The 15,931-nt window shown below is 69.8% G+C and carries 10 protein-coding genes and 1 tRNA gene; 6 read left to right on the top strand and 5 right to left on the bottom strand.

What is annotated here, in order from left to right; genetic code table 11:
- Window positions 1–126: 126 nt before the first annotated feature.
- The 4 genes from AB5L97_RS03455 to AB5L97_RS03440 all read left to right on the top strand — a co-directional run bounded on the left by AB5L97_RS03455 (window position 127) and on the right by AB5L97_RS03440 (window position 3,899).
- The gene (locus AB5L97_RS03455; RefSeq protein WP_369046477.1) at window positions 127–1,545 is read left to right on the top strand and encodes a phosphomannomutase/phosphoglucomutase; all 1,419 of its coding nucleotides are present in this window, start codon (window positions 127–129) and stop codon (window positions 1,543–1,545) included.
- On the top strand, window positions 1,542–1,985 hold the full coding sequence (locus AB5L97_RS03450; RefSeq protein WP_369046476.1) for a hypothetical protein: 444 nt from the start codon (window positions 1,542–1,544) through the stop codon (window positions 1,983–1,985). The genes AB5L97_RS03455 and AB5L97_RS03450 overlap by 4 nt, the downstream gene beginning before the upstream one ends.
- 70 nt (window positions 1,986–2,055) lie before the next feature.
- A complete protein-coding gene (locus AB5L97_RS03445; protein ID WP_369046475.1) occupies window positions 2,056–2,508 on the top strand; it encodes an RrF2 family transcriptional regulator in 453 nt (150 codons plus the stop codon).
- 182 nt (window positions 2,509–2,690) lie between these two features.
- Window positions 2,691–3,899 carry a globin domain-containing protein gene (locus AB5L97_RS03440; protein WP_369046474.1) on the top strand — a complete coding sequence of 403 codons (1,209 nt, stop codon included), beginning with the start codon at window positions 2,691–2,693 and terminating at the stop codon, window positions 3,897–3,899.
- Between the two features lie 165 nt (window positions 3,900–4,064).
- Here AB5L97_RS03440 and AB5L97_RS03435 read toward each other — a convergent pair whose 3' ends face one another.
- A complete protein-coding gene (locus AB5L97_RS03435) occupies window positions 4,065–4,673 on the bottom strand; it encodes an NAD(P)-dependent oxidoreductase (protein ID WP_369046473.1) in 609 nt (202 codons plus the stop codon).
- Between the two features lie 123 nt (window positions 4,674–4,796).
- The gene (poxB, locus tag AB5L97_RS03430) at window positions 4,797–6,521 is read right to left on the bottom strand and encodes a ubiquinone-dependent pyruvate dehydrogenase (RefSeq protein WP_369046472.1); all 1,725 of its coding nucleotides are present in this window, start codon (window positions 6,519–6,521) and stop codon (window positions 4,797–4,799) included.
- A 126-nt stretch (window positions 6,522–6,647) separates the two neighbouring features.
- Between poxB and AB5L97_RS03425 the strand changes: the two genes are divergently transcribed.
- On the top strand, window positions 6,648–9,368 hold the full coding sequence (locus AB5L97_RS03425; protein ID WP_369046471.1) for an ATP-dependent Clp protease ATP-binding subunit: 2,721 nt from the start codon (window positions 6,648–6,650) through the stop codon (window positions 9,366–9,368).
- Window positions 9,369–9,558: 190 nt separating this feature from the next.
- On the opposite strand, the gene AB5L97_RS03420 is transcribed toward AB5L97_RS03425, so the two are convergent.
- A complete protein-coding gene (locus AB5L97_RS03420) occupies window positions 9,559–12,081 on the bottom strand; it encodes a PEP/pyruvate-binding domain-containing protein (RefSeq protein ID WP_369046470.1) in 2,523 nt (840 codons plus the stop codon).
- Between the two features lie 193 nt (window positions 12,082–12,274).
- Window positions 12,275–14,098: a phosphoenolpyruvate carboxykinase (GTP) gene (locus tag AB5L97_RS03415; protein ID WP_369046469.1), complete on the bottom strand. Its 1,824-nt coding sequence runs from the start codon at window positions 14,096–14,098 to the stop codon at window positions 12,275–12,277.
- Between the two features lie 303 nt (window positions 14,099–14,401).
- Between AB5L97_RS03415 and AB5L97_RS03410 the strand changes: the two genes are divergently transcribed.
- Window positions 14,402–14,475, top strand: a tRNA-Arg gene (locus tag AB5L97_RS03410).
- 25 nt (window positions 14,476–14,500) lie between these two features.
- On the opposite strand, the gene AB5L97_RS03405 is transcribed toward AB5L97_RS03410, so the two are convergent.
- A complete protein-coding gene (locus AB5L97_RS03405) occupies window positions 14,501–15,709 on the bottom strand; it encodes an IS481 family transposase (RefSeq protein ID WP_369044993.1) in 1,209 nt (402 codons plus the stop codon).
- Between the last annotated feature and the right edge of the window lie 222 nt (window positions 15,710–15,931).

Genomic DNA, 15,931 nt, shown 5'->3' with positions numbered 1-15,931 from the left:
GCACGACGGCGCGTTCCCCACTCGGGCGGGGACGCGCCGTCGTGCTTGAGGTGCCTCTACGCCCCCGAAGCGGCCGAGCTCAACCGCCGGATCAGCCTTGTCGGAGCCGCCGGTAGAATCTAGCCCGTGACCAGCAACGTGAACTCCGCTCCCGACCTCTCCCCGTCCTTCAAGGCGTACGACGTGCGCGGGATCGTCGGCGAAACCATCGACGCGACGATTGTCGAGGCCGTCGGCGCGGCCTTCGTGGACGTCCTCGGGCTGGCGGGAAAGACCGTCCTCGTGGGCGGCGACATGCGCCCGTCCTCCCCCGAGTTCATCGACGCCTTCGCGAAGGGGGCCGCTGCGCGCGGCGGCAACGTCAGCACTCTGGGTCTGATCTCCACGGACGAGCTCTACTACGCGTGCGGTGCCCTCGACGCCGCGGGGGCGACGTTCACCGCGAGCCACAACCCTGCACAGTACAACGGCATCAAGATGGCCAAGGCCGGCGCCCAGCCCGTCTCCTCGGAGACGGGCCTCAAGGAGATCCAGGCCGCGGCGGAGGCGTACCTCGCGGACGGCTCAGTTCCCGCGGTGGAGACCCCCGGAACCGTCGCCCAGCGGGACGTCCTCGCCGACTATGCCGCCTATCTGCGCCAGCTCGTCGACTTGGCTTCCATCCGCCCGCTCAAGGTCGTGGTCGACGCGGGCAACGGCATGGCGGGGATGACGACGCCCGCGGTCCTCGGCGACCAGCTGCTGCCGGGCCTGCCCTTGGACATCGTCCCGCTCTACTTCGAGCTCGACGGCACGTTCCCGAACCACCCGGCCAATCCGCTCGAGCCCGAGAACCTCCGCGACCTGCAGAAGGCCGTCGTGGAGCACGGCGCCGACATCGGCCTCGCGTTCGACGGCGACGCCGACCGCTGCTTCGTGATCGACGAGAAGGGCGAGCCGGTCTCGCCGTCGGCCATCACGGGGCTCGTGGCGCGCCGGGAAATCGCCCGCGCCAAGGCTGCCGGCGAGGACCAGCCCGCCATCATCCACAACCTCATCACGTCGCGGGCTGTCCCTGAGCTCGTCCAGCACGACGGTGGCCGGCCCATCCGCACGCGCGTGGGACACTCCTTCATCAAGGCCGTGATGGCCGAGGAGGGCGCGGTGTTCGGCGGCGAGCACTCGGCGCATTACTACTTCCGTGACTTCTGGAACGCCGATACGGGCATGCTCGCGGCCATGCACGTCCTCGCGGCGCTCGGCGAACAGGACCGCCAGCTGTCCGAGCTCGCGGCCGAGTACGAACCCTACGTCTCCTCAGGCGAGATCAACTCCGAGATCGAGGACAAGGCTGCGGCGGTGGCCCGCGTGCGCGAGGAGTACGAGGGCGACGACGTCGCGATCGACGACCTCGACGGAACCACGTTCTCCGCGACGGACGGCACATGGTGGTTCAACCTCCGCCCGTCCAACACCGAGCCGTTCCTGCGGTTCAACGGCGAGGCTAAGGACCGCCCTACGCTCGACGCGCTGCGCGACACCGTGCTCGCCCTCGTTCGGGCATGACGCCCGAGGACGTCCAGCAGGCCCAGCTCCGCGAGGTGCTCGGCACCGCCTTGGGGCTCGCGCAGGAGCACCTCGAGCAGAACGGCGGATTCCTGCCCTTCGGAGTGACACTGGATCGCGACGGCGAGCTGCGGCTCGTGATGGTGGCCCCGCCTGAGGCAGACTCCGAGAGGGACAACCCCGAGGGCGATCTCGACGCCGAGGCCATGATGGGCGACGTTCTCGAACTCCTGCGTCAGGGCCGCGACGGGTACCAGGCCGTGGCGTTCGCCTCAGACGTGCACCTCCCCGAGCATGGGTCGGACGGGATCCACGGCGCTGCCGAGCATTCCGGCGGCGGGGTGATGGCCGCCGTCGTGCCCTACGAGCTGACGGCGGATGGGTACGTCTTCAGCCCGCTCGAAGCCGATGGGCACGAGGCGACTGTCTTCACCGCGTGAGGGGCAGTGGTCGCTGGCGCCGACAGCGGCCCACCGCGGGAGGAAAGTCCCTCGGGCGTAGAATTGTCGGATGCGCATGACGGCCTTCGAGGATGTGAGCCTGCGCGCACTCATGCTGCTCGCCGCCAACGACACCGGCGAGCCGCTCGCCACCCGCACGATTGCCGAGGGCATTGGCACGCCGTACAACCACGTGAGCAAGGCGGTGCTCAAACTGCGCGAGCTCGGATACGTCGAGGCGACGCGCGGACGCGCGGGGGGTGTCCAGCTCAGCGACGCCGGGCGGAAGGCGACGGTCGGCGGCGTCCTGCGCGCCCTTGACACCCGGGAGGACCTCGCGGACTGCGAGACCCCCAACGGGGACTGCCCGCTGAGCATCCAGTGCGGCCTGCGCGGCGCGCTGCGCCGGGCCCGCGAGGCGTTCTACCGCGAGCTCGACGGCGTGGTGGTCGCTTCACTCCCCCACGAGCGCCAGATGGGCCCCGTGCTCGTGCAGATCGGGCTTCGCCCGCCCGCCGCCTGACGCAACCACGCGCCGTCGTACGGATCATCGCTTGGGGCGGGTGACGCATTGTGACGAGTGCCACGCCCCACCGAATTGCGATCTTCTACGCAACGTAGAACACTGGGGGTTAATTCAGCATCGAAGATGCCGAATAACCAAGTTCCCCCGCCGGGGACCACCCCCATGCTTGAGGAGTCGCAATGCTCTCGGATACCGCGCGCCCCGTCATCGAAGCCACCCTGCCCCTGGTCGGCAGCCGGATCGGCGAGATCACCCCCATCTTCTACCAGAAGATGTTCGCGGCCCATCCCGAGCTCCTCAACGGGGTCTTCTCCCGCGCCAACCAGGCGAACGGCCAGCAGCGTCAGGCCCTCGCCGGCGCCATCGCCGCGTTCGCGAGCCACCTCGTGAACAACCCCGGCACCCTCCCCGAAGCCGTCCTGAGCCGCATCGCCCACAAGCACACGTCCCTCGGCATCACCGAGGACCAGTACCCGATCGTCTACAAGTACCTCTTCGAGGCCATCGCCGAGGACCTCGCCGAGGTCATCACGCCGGAGATCGCCGAAGCCTGGACCGAGGTCTATTGGCTCATGGCAGACGCCCTCATCAAGATCGAGAAGGGCCTCTACGCCAAGCAGGCCAACAACAAGATGTGGATGCCGTGGAAGGTCGTCGCGAAGACCCCCGCGAGCCCCACGACCATGACGTTCGTGTTCGAGCCCGCCGACGAGACCCCCGTCACCCCGGGCGAGCCGGGCCAGTTCGTCTCGGTCCGTATCCCCGTTGCCGACGGCCTCCTCCAGGCCCGCCAGTACACGCTCTCCGCGGACGCCGAGTCGACGGAGCGCCGCGTTATCACCACCAAGTTCAACGACGGCGGCGAGGTCTCGCCGATCATGCACGAGAAGATCCAGGTGGGCGACGTCGTCGAGCTCTCCAACCCGTACGGCGACGTGACGCTCGACGACGGCGACGGTCCCCTCGTGCTCGCGACCGCCGGCATCGGCTGCACGCCGGCCGCATCGATCCTGCGCACCCTGGCCAACAGCGGTTCGGGCCGCGAGGTCCTCGCGCTGCACGCCGACCGGAGCCTCGACACCTGGGCACTCTCCGACCAGATGCTCGGCGACGTCGAGAAGATCGACGGCGCGAGCCTGAAGGTCTGGCTCGAGCAGCCCCAGCCCGAGCTCGCCGCGGTGGGCGCGGGAGCTGGCGCCGCCGAGACGCACGAGGGCTTCATGAATCTCGCCGACGTTGACCTCCCCGAGAACGCGAGCGTCTACCTCTGCGGCCCGCTGCCCTTCATGCAGAAGGTCCGGTCGCAGGCGATCGCCAAGGGCGTCCCCGCCACGAAGATCCACTACGAGGTCTTCGGCCCCGACCTCTGGCTCGCTTCGCAGAACTGAGCCGGCAGGCACCACAGCGCGCGGCGCCGCCGGATGGAAGGCACTGGACGGCGGCACCGCGGAACACCCCCGATGCGCGGCCAGATGCGCGGGGTGCGGAGACGGTGAGGGGCCAGCTCCGCACGGTTGCGCCGTGCGGAGCTGGCCCCTCACCGTGCGTGCGGCTCAGTTCGATGCGGTGAAGAACGTCCCGCGGAACTGTGGCTGCTCGAGCTCATCGAGCGCGGCGACGGCGAAGTCCTGCGACGAGATCGTGTCGCCGGCCGCGGGAACGCCGACGGCGGTGACGTACTTGCCCGTGCGCGCGCCCGGCACGATCACGGCCGCTGGCGCCTGGACCGTGAGGTCGGCGCCAGCGTCGCGCAACGCCTCGTACGCGGTGAAGGCGGCATCCGACTCGCCCTTGTACAGCGCCGGGAAGTCCGGGGTGTCCTTGATGCGCGTTCCATCGGGCGTCGCGAGGCCGCCGAAGCCGCCCACCATGTACAGGCGTGCCGTCGTCGGCACCGTGGAGATGGCGCGGTGCGCGGCGATATAGGGCTCGCGCGAACCGCCGGTGCGGTCCGGAGACGTCGCCAGGACCACGGCGTCGTTCGCGTCCGCGATCTCGCGGAACGCGTCGGCGTCACCGAGTTCGGCCGCGCGCACGACGGCGGCACCCTCGACCGGGGTCCCCTTGCGGCTGATAGCGGTCACCTCGTGGCCTCGGCGCACGGCCTCGGCGACGATCTGGCTTCCGACCATTCCGGTGGCTCCGTAGACGGCGATCTTCATGAGGGCTCCTAAAGGTTGAAGTGTCAAACACTCCAACACCACCGACGCGGGGTCATATTCCTGCGATGCGGGGTCACAACTCTAGTGCGGCGATTGCCCTTATTAGAGACGTGACCCGGCAACCTAGAAGACGCGGCGCCAGTTGGCCTTCGCGAGATCGAGGACCTCGTCGCCACGGCCCGAGAGCACCGTGCGCAGCGCATAGAGGGTGAAGCCGCCGGCCTGCTGGGCGGTGATCGTCGGCGGCATCGCAAGCTCCTCGCGCATCGTGGCGACGTCCACAAGCGCCGGCCCGTCGTGCGCGAGCGCCGCCGCGAGGCCGCTCTCGAGCTCCGAGGAGTCGTTCACGCGCACGCCCTTGATCCCCATCGCCTCGGCAACCGCGGCGAAGTTGGGATTGTCCAGCCCCGTGCCGAAGTTCACGAATCCCACCGACTTCATCTCGAGCTCGATGAAGTTGAGGGACGCGTTGTTGAAGACCACGAGCTTCACCGGCAGCCGGTTCTGGACGATGGTCAGGAGTTCCCCCAAGAGCATCGAGAGCCCGCCGTCGCCCGCGAGCGCCACCACTTGCCGGCCCGGGAACGCGGCCTGGGCGCCCATCGCGTGGGGCAGCGCGTTCGCCATGGATCCGTGGGTGAACGAGCCGACCAGCCGGCGTCGGCCATTCATCGTCAGGTAGCGGGCAGCCCAGATCACGGGCGTTCCGACGTCCGCGGTGAAGACCGCGTCCTCTGCAGCGAGCCGGTCGAGGGTCCGCGTGATGAATTGCGGGTGGAGCGGCTGGCCCTTCTTCGTCGGCGTCGCGAGATCGTCGAGCTTGGACCGCGCCTTGGCGTAATGCTTGAGCGAGGAATCAAGGTGCGTGCGGCGCTTCTTGCGCGGCAGCAGTGGCAGGAGTGCGACGGCGGTATCACGCACGTCGCCGACCAGGCCGAGGTCGAGGGGCACCCGCCGGCCGAGCTGCTCCCCGCGGATGTCGACCTGGATGACCTTGGCCTTGGACGGGTAGAACTGCTGGTACGGGAAGTCGGTGCCGAGCATGAGGAGCGCGTCGCAGTCCTCCATCGCCCGATAGCCCGAGGAGAAGCCGAGGAGGCCGGTCATGCCGACGTCGAACGGATTCTCGTACTCGATGAACTCCTTGCCGCGCATGGCGTGGACGATCGGGGCACCGAGCGCGTCCGCGAGCGCCACGACCTCGTCGTGGGCGCCCTCGACCCCGGCCCCCGCCAGGATCGTGACCTTGGCCGCGGCGTTGAGGATGTCGGCGGCCTCGCGGAGTTCGGCATCGCTGGGCACAACGCGCGGGCGCGCCCGGCGCACCACGGTGACGCGGTCCGAATTCATGGACGTGAGCCCCACGTCTCCCGAGAGCACCACAACCGCGACGCCGCGCTTCTCGACCGCGGTGCGCATCGCGACCTCGAGGATGCGCGGCATCTGCGCGGGGTCCGTGACCTGCTCGGCGTAGACGCTGCACTCGCGGAAGACCTCCTGCGGATGCGTCTCCTGGAAGTAGTTCGAGCCGATCTCGGTGCTGGGGATGTGCGCGGCGATCGCGAGGACTGGCACACGGGAGCGGTTGGCGTCGTAGAGGCCGTTGATGAGGTGCAGGTTGCCCGGCCCCGCGGAGCCTGCGCAGACGGCGATCTCGCCGGTGAGCGCGGCCTCGGCTGCGGCGGCGAACGCGCCGGCCTCCTCGTGCCGCACGTGGACCCATTCGATGCTCGGCGTGGCCCTGAGCGCGTCGGTGAAGCCGTTGAGCGAGTCGCCAGGGAGGCCGTAGACGCGGCGGACGCCGTTGGCAGCGAGGGTCTCGACGATGTTCTGCGCGATGGTCGTCATGGGCCCCAACCTAGCGCTGTGAGCAGGATCGCGGGTACCCCTCGGGAATATCTTGTTCGACACAGCGTTGAACTTGAGCGTAAGCCACTCAACTTTGAGTGAATCGACTCCTTTGGAGGACAACGAATGCCCCTGTTCTTCGGCCCCGCCGCAGGCAACGGTTCCTTCGACGAGTTCCTCGCCCGCTACCTGCAGGGCCAGGGCACTCGCCAGCCCAGCCGCCCCATCGACATGACCCGCCTCGTGAGCCGCGCGACCCAGACGGTCCTCAACGCGGCCGGACGCTTCGCCAAGGAGCATGGCCACCGCGAGGTCGACGCCCTGCACCTGCTGCGCGCCCTCATGGACACCGAATCGATCTCCGGGATGGTCGAGCGCGCCGGCGCCGACCCCGCAGAGATCGCGACGGCCGCCGAGGACCGGCTTCCCGGCGCGGTTGACCGGGACGCGGACGACGACCGCATGCCTTCCCTCACCACGAGCGCCCAGCACGCGTTCCTCGACGCGTACAAGGTGGCCCGCTCGGTGGGCTCGACCTACATCGACCCCGAGCATCTCTTCATCGCGCTCGTCCTCAACCCCGACGCCGCCGCGGGCCAGATCCTCGCGGCGGCCGGCGTCACCCCGCAGTCCCTCCAGGACGGCGAGTCCGGCACGCAGTCCGGGGGATCAGCACCTTCCGATGACGCCACCGAGTCGGCGCACGACGCCGCCCGGTCGCCTCGCGCTGCCGACCGCCCCCTGCGTGCCACTGCTGCGCAGAAGGGCCGCCGCAAGAAGGACTCGATGCTGGACAAGTTCGGCACCGACCTCACCGCCCTCGCCCTCGAGGGCAAGCTCGACCCGGTGATCGGCCGCGCGTCCGAGATCGAGCAGACGATCGAGATCCTGGCCCGCCGGACGAAGAACAACCCTGTGCTCATCGGCGAGGCCGGCGTGGGCAAGACCGCAATCGTCGAGGGCCTCGCCCAGGCCATCGCCTCCGGCACGGTCCCGGCACAGATCGCGGGCAAGACCGTGGTCTCGCTCGACCTGCCCGCGATGCTGGCCGGCACGCGGTACCGGGGCGACTTCGAGGAGCGGCTCACCAAGACCATGGACGAGATCGCCTCTGACGGGAACATCATCGCGTTCGTCGACGAGATCCACACGGTCGTCGGCGCGGGCGGCGGCGGCGAAGGCGGCGGCATGGACGCCAGCAACATCCTCAAACCGCGTCTCGCCCGCGGGGAGCTGCACCTCGTCGGCGCGACCACGCTCAATGAGTACCGCAAGATCGAGAAGGACCCGGCCCTCGAGCGGCGGTTCCAGCCGGTCACGGTCGGCGAGCCGAGCGTCGAGGACGCCGTCCTCATCCTTGACGGCCTCAAGTCACGCTATGAAGAGCACCATGGCGTTACCTACGCCGAGGACGCCATCCGCGCCGCGGTCGAGCTATCCCACCGCTACATCACCGACCGGTACCTGCCGGACAAGGCCATCGACCTCATCGACCAGGCCGGCGCCCGCCTGAGCCTGGCCCGCGGGCCGCGCGTGGACCTCGATGCCCTGCGCGCCCGGGCCGCCGAGCTCACCTCCAAGAAGGAGGCCGCGATCGCCGCGGAGGACTACGAGCAGGCCTCGCAGCTGCGGGATGCGATCGAGTCCGTCACAGCCCGGATCGAGGCCGAGGTCTCGGGCAGCCCCCGGCCTGAGGACGCCACCGCGGGCGGCGAGCTCCAGAGCGCGCCCCGGCCCGACGCCGTCGTGCGGGAGAGTGATATTGCCGCCGTCGTGGCGCGTGCCACCGGCATCCCGGCCGCCCGCCTCACGGAGGGCGAGCGCGAGCGGCTCGCGCGCCTCGAGGACGAGCTCCACGAGCGTGTGATCGGCCAGGAGGACGCGGTCTCCGCGATCGCGAAGTCCGTGCGCCGCAACCGGACGGGACTCGGCGACGCCGGGCGACCGGTGGGCAGCTTCCTGTTCCTCGGTCCGACCGGCGTGGGCAAGACCGAGCTCGCGAAGGCCCTCGCCGCGTCGCTGTTCGGTGACGAGTCCGCGATGGTGCGCTTCGACATGAGCGAATTCTCCGAAAGGCACAACGCGGCACGCCTGATCGGCGCGCCTCCGGGATACGTCGGCTACTCGGAGGCCGGGCAGCTCACCGAGCGCGTGCGGCGGCACCCGTACTCCGTGGTGCTGCTGGACGAGGTCGAGAAGGCGCACCCCGACGTGTTCAACCTGCTCCTGCAGGTGCTCGATGACGGGCGGCTCACCGACGGCCAAGGGCACACCGTTGACTTCCGCAACACGGTGGTGATCATGACCTCCAATCTCGGGTCCGAGTTCCTCGCGACCCGCGGGGCATCGCTCGGCTTCGCGGCCGGCGGTGCCGAGGGCGGTTCGTCCGACACCGAGCTGCGGGCCCGGATCATGGGCCGGCTTCGTGAGACCATGCGGCCGGAGTTCCTCAACCGCATCGACGAGATCGTGCTGTTCCGCAAGCTCACCCGCAAGCAGCTGCACGAGATCGTGCGGCTCCAGCTGGGCGGCACGGAGGCTCGGCTCGCTGCGCAGGGCATCGCCCTCGCCGTGGACGACGCCGCCGTGGGCTGGATCGCCGAGCGCGGCTACGAGCCCGAGTTCGGCGCACGGCCCCTGCGCCGCGTGATCCAGCGCGAGCTCGAAGACCGCGTCGCGGACCTGCTCGTCTCGGGAGCGGTCGCCGAGGGCGGGCGGGTTTCCGTGAGCGTGTCTGGTAGCCAGGCGGATTCGGCTTCGGACGCCGCGGGCACGGTCCCGGCGACGCACGACGGCGCAGTGCTCACCGTGAGCGCCGACGTCGCCGAGGCGGCACCCGCCGCCTGACGACGACGCGAGGTCACCTCCCTGCGGATGCGGGGTCAGCAACACCGCGTTGCTGACCCCGCATTGCTGTATCCGGGATATCGCTGTCTCCGGGATGGGGCACGAACACCGTGGCACGCCTCCGCCCCCGACCCCATCGACGTGACCCGCGAACCCCACGGCCGTGACCCGCCAACTAAGGAACCTCGCCTCAGCCCGGAAGGAGCGGTTGGGCCGGGCCGGCGGGGTCAACACGGCCCCGGCGCCCATCGACGCGGACGCGCTGGCCGTCCGTGAGCAGGGTCGTCCCGCTGCCCGTCGCCATCACCGCCGGCACGCCGTACTCGCGCGCGACGATCGCGGCGTGGGAGCCGAGCCCGCCCGTGTCGACCACCACCGCAGCGGCCCGCGCGAAGAGCGGCGTCCACGAGGGATTCGTGTTCGGGCACACGAGCACGTCTCCCGCTCGAAGCGATGCGAATCCCTCTGGCCCGAGCACTACTCTGACGGGTCCCTCCGCGATACCGCCGCTCGCGGGTGTCCCCGTGAGCAGGGCGTCCCCGATGTCCCGGCCGCCGCGACGGCGCACAAACAGCGCGGGGTCGAGCATCGGTACGCCCGCATACTCGTGCCTGAGACGCGCACGGCGGTCGGCGAGGTCCCGCACCCGGGCGGCAGCGCCGTCGTCCATCACCGCGGGATCGGCCAAGGCCCGCAGCTCCTCGAGCCGGAGATGGAACACGTCCTCGGGCGAAGTGAGGGCACCAGCGGCGACGAGGCGGCCGCCCAGCTCAAGGAAGGTGGCGCGGAGCGGGGGCATGATCCGCGTGATGTGGAAGTGGGTGTCCTCCCGGAACGCGAGCCCGCGGCGGCAGGCCTCGACGATCCGCCGCGCAGCCGCGGCTGCCCCCGGCGAACGCAGGAGCGGGTGTGCGAGGAGTTCCGCGAGGGCCGCGGCGGAGGGGTTGCGTCGTGCAGCCGCGGGCGTGGCCGCCAGAGACTTGAGGAGTGCGGCCACCGGAGTGGGATCGTCACGCCACGTGGGCGCCGTCGCCATGACGATGCTCACCGACTCTCGGTGCCCGTACTCCGCGAGGAACACGCCGAGCCGAGCAGCAAAGGCGCCGAACTCGGGCCTTGTCGTAACGGCATCAAGAAACCCCGCGGCGTCGTGCTGGCAGGCGGCGCGCGCCAGCGGGGGGTCCGCACCCACGACGGCGGCGAGCACCTCGAGCGCGTCGTTCCCATCCCGCGTTCGGGTCCGGCCGCCGGCCACCAGGGGCGACGCGAGTCGACCGAGCCTGAGCACCGCAAGCATGAGGCGCAGCGGCACGAACGGCACGAACGAGGCTGGCAGGTACCTCGCGCGCACCTTCCCCAACGGCACCATCGCATCGTTGCAGCGGTCTATGCGCCGCACGAGCTCGGGCCACGACAGCGCGGCGATGTCCTCGGCGTCGAGCGCGGCGACCGCGTCCTCGAACTCGGCGAAGAGCGGGTCCTCGCTCCACCGGCGGGTAGCGAAAGACCGTACGCGGCGGGCAATGGACAGCGGGGCGCCGATCGTGAGCAGGCTCGGCCGGGGCCTCGGCGGAACGAGCTGTAGGGGGACGCCGTCGCGCTCCCGCACGAGCTCGGCCAGTGGCGGGAAGCGGACGCCGACGCTGCCGGCCATGATGTCCAGCATGCGCACGACCCCTGGCCCGAGCCACCCCGTGACGTCCAGCGGATAGGGGCGGACGGTGAACATCTCGAGGAAGAACGGGCCCACCGTGCGCTGGACCAGACCGAGCTCTGGGGGCTCGAGCGGCAGTGCCGTCATGGGCCGTGCCTGCACGAGGCTGATCCGTCCGTCGGAGAGCGCCCACTCGATGTCCTGGGGGCGTTCCTCCCCTGCGAGCATGCTGAAGTGGTGCTCTGCCCTGACCGCGAGGGCGGCGAGCTGCGCGGCCGGGGTGTCGCCGAGGACCCGGGGCGCGCCGTCGTGCTGCGGGGTCCGCGACCGGACGGCCCCGTCCCTGCCCAGCACGAGGTGCTCGGGCGTGACCGCTCCCGACACGACGGCCTCTCCCAGCCCCGGGGCGGCGTCCACCACGAGCTCTGCGCGTCGGCCCGTCAGCGGGTTCGCGGTGAACAGGACGCCTGCGGCCTCTGCCGGAACCATCTCCTGCACGACGACGGCGATCGCCACCTCGTCCGGCGGGATTCCCTGCCGCCGGCGGTAGTCCACAGCCCGGTCGGTCCACAGGGATGCCCAGCAGCGGCGCACCGCATCGATCACTGGCCCGGCACCGGACACGTCGAGGTAGGTGTCCTGCTGGCCCGCGAAGGCAGCGCCCGGGAGATCCTCGGCGGTCGCGCTCGAGCGGACTGCCACCGGCGTTCCCTCCGGGCCGAGGTCAGCGAGTGCGGCGGCGATCGCGTGCGCGGCGGCAGGTTCGAGAGGCGCTGAGCCCAGAAGAGCGCGCGCGCCGTCCGGGTCCACCGCTGCCCGGTTCGGGTCCAGCCCGGCCGCGGCTGCATGGCCGCGGTAGGCCGCCGTCGTGACGACGAAGCCCGGCGGAACCGGGAAGCCTGCGCCGATCAGCTCACCGAGGTTCGCGCCCTTCCCGCCGGCCACCTGCACGTCGCCCGCCCGGACCGCGGCAAGCGGGAGGATGAGCGGCAGTCCGCGCTCGGGAGTAGCGGCGGGAGAGGCGGGTGCAGCGGGAGGTGTGGCGGCGCCGTCGTGCATGAGCCCAACCTACTCCCGCCGCCCCGCCCGCGATCTGGGGGTCACCCTCTCGAGGTCACGTCAGGTGACCCGCAGAACGTGACCCCCAGAACGTGACTTCCAGAGTGAAAAAGGGAGGGCCACCCCGTGTGCAGCGGGACAGCCCTCCCTCAAGACCGGCGCCGTCTAAACCGCCGGGGTCAGGTAGCGCGCGTCAGGCGAGACGCGCCTTCAGGCCGTCGAGTTCGGCCGTGATGCTCTTCGGCAGCGAGCCACCAAAGCGGGCGAACCAGTCCTCGAGGCCCGGAAGCTCGGCGTGCCACTCGTCGGCGTCGAAGCGGACGGCCTCCTCGACCTCGGCCTCGGTCATCTCCAGACCCGTGAGGTCCAGGCTGGCCGGGGTCGGGATGAAGCCGATGGGGGTCTCGACGGCGTCGGCCGTGCCCTCGATGCGCTCGATCGCCCACTTGAGCACGCGGGAGTTGTCCCCGAAGCCGGGCCACGCGAACCCGCCCTCGCGGGTGCGGCGGAACCAGTTCACGAGGAAGATCTTCGGCAGCCTTGCCGGGTTGGCCTTGCCGGAGACGCGGACCCAGTGGTTGAGGTAGTCGCCTGCGTCGTAGCCGATGAACGGCAGCATGGCCATCGGGTCGCGGCGCACGACGCCGACCGCACCGGCCGCGGCCGCCGTCGTCTCCGAGGAGAGCGTCGCGCCCATGAAGATGCCGTTCGCCCAGCTGCGCGCCTGCGTCACGAGCGGGATGGTGGTCTTGCGGCGGCCGCCGAAGAGGATCGCGTTGACCTCGACGCCGTCCGGCGCGAAGTACTCGGAGGCGAGCATGTCGATCTGGTCGATCGGCGTGCAGAAGCGCGAGTTCGGGTGCGCGGCAGGACGGCCGGCCTCCGGCGTCCAGTCGTCGCCGCGCCAGTCGGTGAGATGGGCCGGGACCTCGTCGGTCATGCCCTCCCACCACACGCCGCCGTCGTCCGTGAGCGCCACGTTGGTAAAGATGCTGTTGCCCTTGGCGATGGCGCGCATGGCGTTCGGGTTCGTGCCCCAGCCGGTGCCGGGGGCGACGCCGAACAGGCCCGCCTCGGGGTTGACTGCGCGGAGCTCGCCCTGCTTGCCGAAGCGCATCCAGGTGATGTCGTCGCCGAGGGTCTCGACCTTCCAGCCCTTGATCGTCGGATCGAGGAGCGCCAGGTTGGTCTTGCCGCACGCGGACGGGAAGGCCGCGGCAACGTGGTACGCCTTGCCCTCGGGGCTGGTCAGCTTGAGGATGAGCATGTGCTCGGCGAGCCAGCTCTCGTCGCGGGCCATGACGGAGGCGATGCGCAGGGCGTAGCACTTCTTGCCCAGGAGGGCGTTGCCGCCGTAGCCCGAGCCGTAGGACCAGATGGAGCGCTCCTCCGGGAAGTGCACGATCCACTTCTCCGGGTTGCACGGCCACGGGACGTCCGCCTGACCCTCTTCAAGGGGGGCGCCGACCGAGTGGAGGGCCGGGACGAAGAACGCACGGGTCTCTTCGATCTTCTTCAGGACGTCGGTGCCGATGCGCGCCATGATGCGCATCGAGGTGACGACGTACGCAGAGTCGGTGATCTCGACGCCGAACTTGGGGTCCTCGGCGTCAAGGTGGCCCATGACGAACGGGATGACGTACATGGTGCGGCCGCGCATGGAGCCCTCGAAGAGGCCCGTGAGCTTCTCCTTCATGGCGTCCGGGTCCATCCAGTTGTTGGTGAAGCCGGCATCGCGCTCGTTCTTCGAGCAGATGAAGGTCTGCTCCTCGACGCGGGCCACGTCGGCCGGGTCGGAGAAGGCGGCGAAGGAGTTCGGGAACAGCTCCGGGTTGAGGCGCGTGAGGGTCCCTGCGGCGACAAGCTCATCCGTCAGCGTGCGGTACTCCGCCTCGGATCCGTCGACCCAGTGGATGCGGTCGGGCTTGGTCAGCTCGGCAACTTCTTCGACCCAGGAGAGCAGCGGCTCGTAAGTCGTGGGGGCTTCCGCGAGCAGCGGCAGACGGGTCTGTCCCATGTTGGTCTCCTTAGGTGGGTCGGCGTGTCCCTCTATGCTAGAGACAGTGGTCTGTACCACCGGGCCAAATTTGAGCTGAAGCGAGAGCGAAAATGTCGCGAACAGCGTGATCTAGCGGCTTTCGCCGTCCGTTTCCTCCACTTAAGTGACGAACGTCACCTAGACCGGTCCAGATAACTCTCCTCTCGATGACCTTGGATGTACGTGCGCAGGCCCACATGGCTCGGGATTTGGAGTTGGGAAACTGTTCGCGTAAAGTTATTCGAGGCCGAACGGGGCGGGAACAATCCGAATGGTCAGAATGCGCCCATAGCTCAGCTGGATAGAGCGTCTGTCTACGGAACAGAAGGCCGGGGGTTCGAATCCCTCTGGGCGCACAGATGTGATGTAGCGGGACATCCTTTACGGATGTGGCGGGACATCGTTGACACCCCCGGTCTTCGGACCGGGGGTGTTCTGTTTTTTGGGCTGGTAGCCGCGGGTGGGATTGATGGTGAACTCGGCGAGGATCTCGCCGGTGCCGTGCTCGATGGCGGTGGCCTCGGCGTCGTGGACGAGCAGGATGAGGCGTTTGTGCCTGTGGGCGCGGCCGATGCCGAGGTGACGGAGGCGTCCCGCGTGGCGGAGGGTGACCTTGCCGTCGGCGTCGACGCGGTCAACCCTGACCCGGAAGTGTGCCCCCTGGGCGGCGGCCGCGGGGCCGGCCTTGGGGGTCTGGGCGTAGGCCTCGGCGGGTGTGTGCCTGCCGAGCGCGCGGTGGGGGCGTTCGTGGTTGTAGACGTGGCGGAATCTGGTGAGCTGGTCGTTCAGGTCCTCGATGGTCTGGGCCGGAGGCTGGCTGTGGAGCCATTTCTTCAGGGTCTGGTGGAAGCGCTCGATCTTGCCCTGGGTCTGGGGGTGGCCGGGGGATCCGTTCTTCTGCGTGATCCCGAGCCCTGCGATGAGGGTCTCGAAGGCGTTGCGGCCGCCTTTCCCGCCGGCCAGGCGGGTGGTGTAGACCATGCCGTTGTCGGTCAGGGTGCTGGCGGGCAGGCCGTGTTCCTGTGCGGTGTCCAGGAAGGCGTCCACGACGATGGCGCCGGTCGTCCTGGGGTGGGCGGTGAGGTGGAGCAGGCAGCGGGAGTGGTCGTCGAGGAAGTCGATGATCTCGGTGTCGGTGCCGTCGGCCAGGTGCCAGTGGGTGAAGTCGGACTGCCAGGTCTCGTTGGGCTGGGCCGCGGCGAAGCGTCGCAGGGAGGACTTGGGACGCTTGTGGGGTTCGGGGGCGACCGCGCCGGCGGCCCGGAGGATGCGGTGGATGGTGGTGCTCGCGGGCACCGGGAGGCCCTCGCGTCCGAGATGGGCAGCGATGGTCTCGGCCCCGGAGTCCAGGCCCTTGGCCTGCAGGTCGGCGCGTAGGACCAGGATCCTCTCCTGAACGTTGGCCGGCGTCTGCTGCGGGCTGGTGCGGGGCCGCCGGGAGCGGGCCTCGAGGCCGGCCTCTCCTTCGGCTGCGTGGCGGGCGATGAGTTGGTGGACCCATTGGCGGCTGATGCCGTACCGGCGGGCTGCTTCGGCCTTGGACATCCCACCCTCCAGGACTGCGAGGACGATGACCTTGTTCTTCGACATGGCAGAAGCCCAATGGGCGAGGTGTCAACGATGTCCCGCGACATGCCGGAAGGCGTCAACGATGTCCCGCCACAGCAGTCCACTGTCACCTGTCAACGATGTCCCGCCACATGCGTCAACGATGTCCTGACATCACACACCTCTGGGCGCACAGATGTGAAGAGAGAAGCCCCCCAGCCTAAGGCTGGGGGGCTTCTTCGTCTTCCCCGGCCGGGCGCAAGA

Origin of the sequence: Sinomonas sp. P10A9 (assembly GCF_041022165.1) — a bacterium.
Taxonomy (GTDB): domain Bacteria; phylum Actinomycetota; class Actinomycetes; order Actinomycetales; family Micrococcaceae; genus Sinomonas; species Sinomonas puerhi.
The sequence above is the reverse complement of the archived record's forward strand: the minus strand, read 5'-3'. Positions and strand labels throughout refer to the sequence as shown.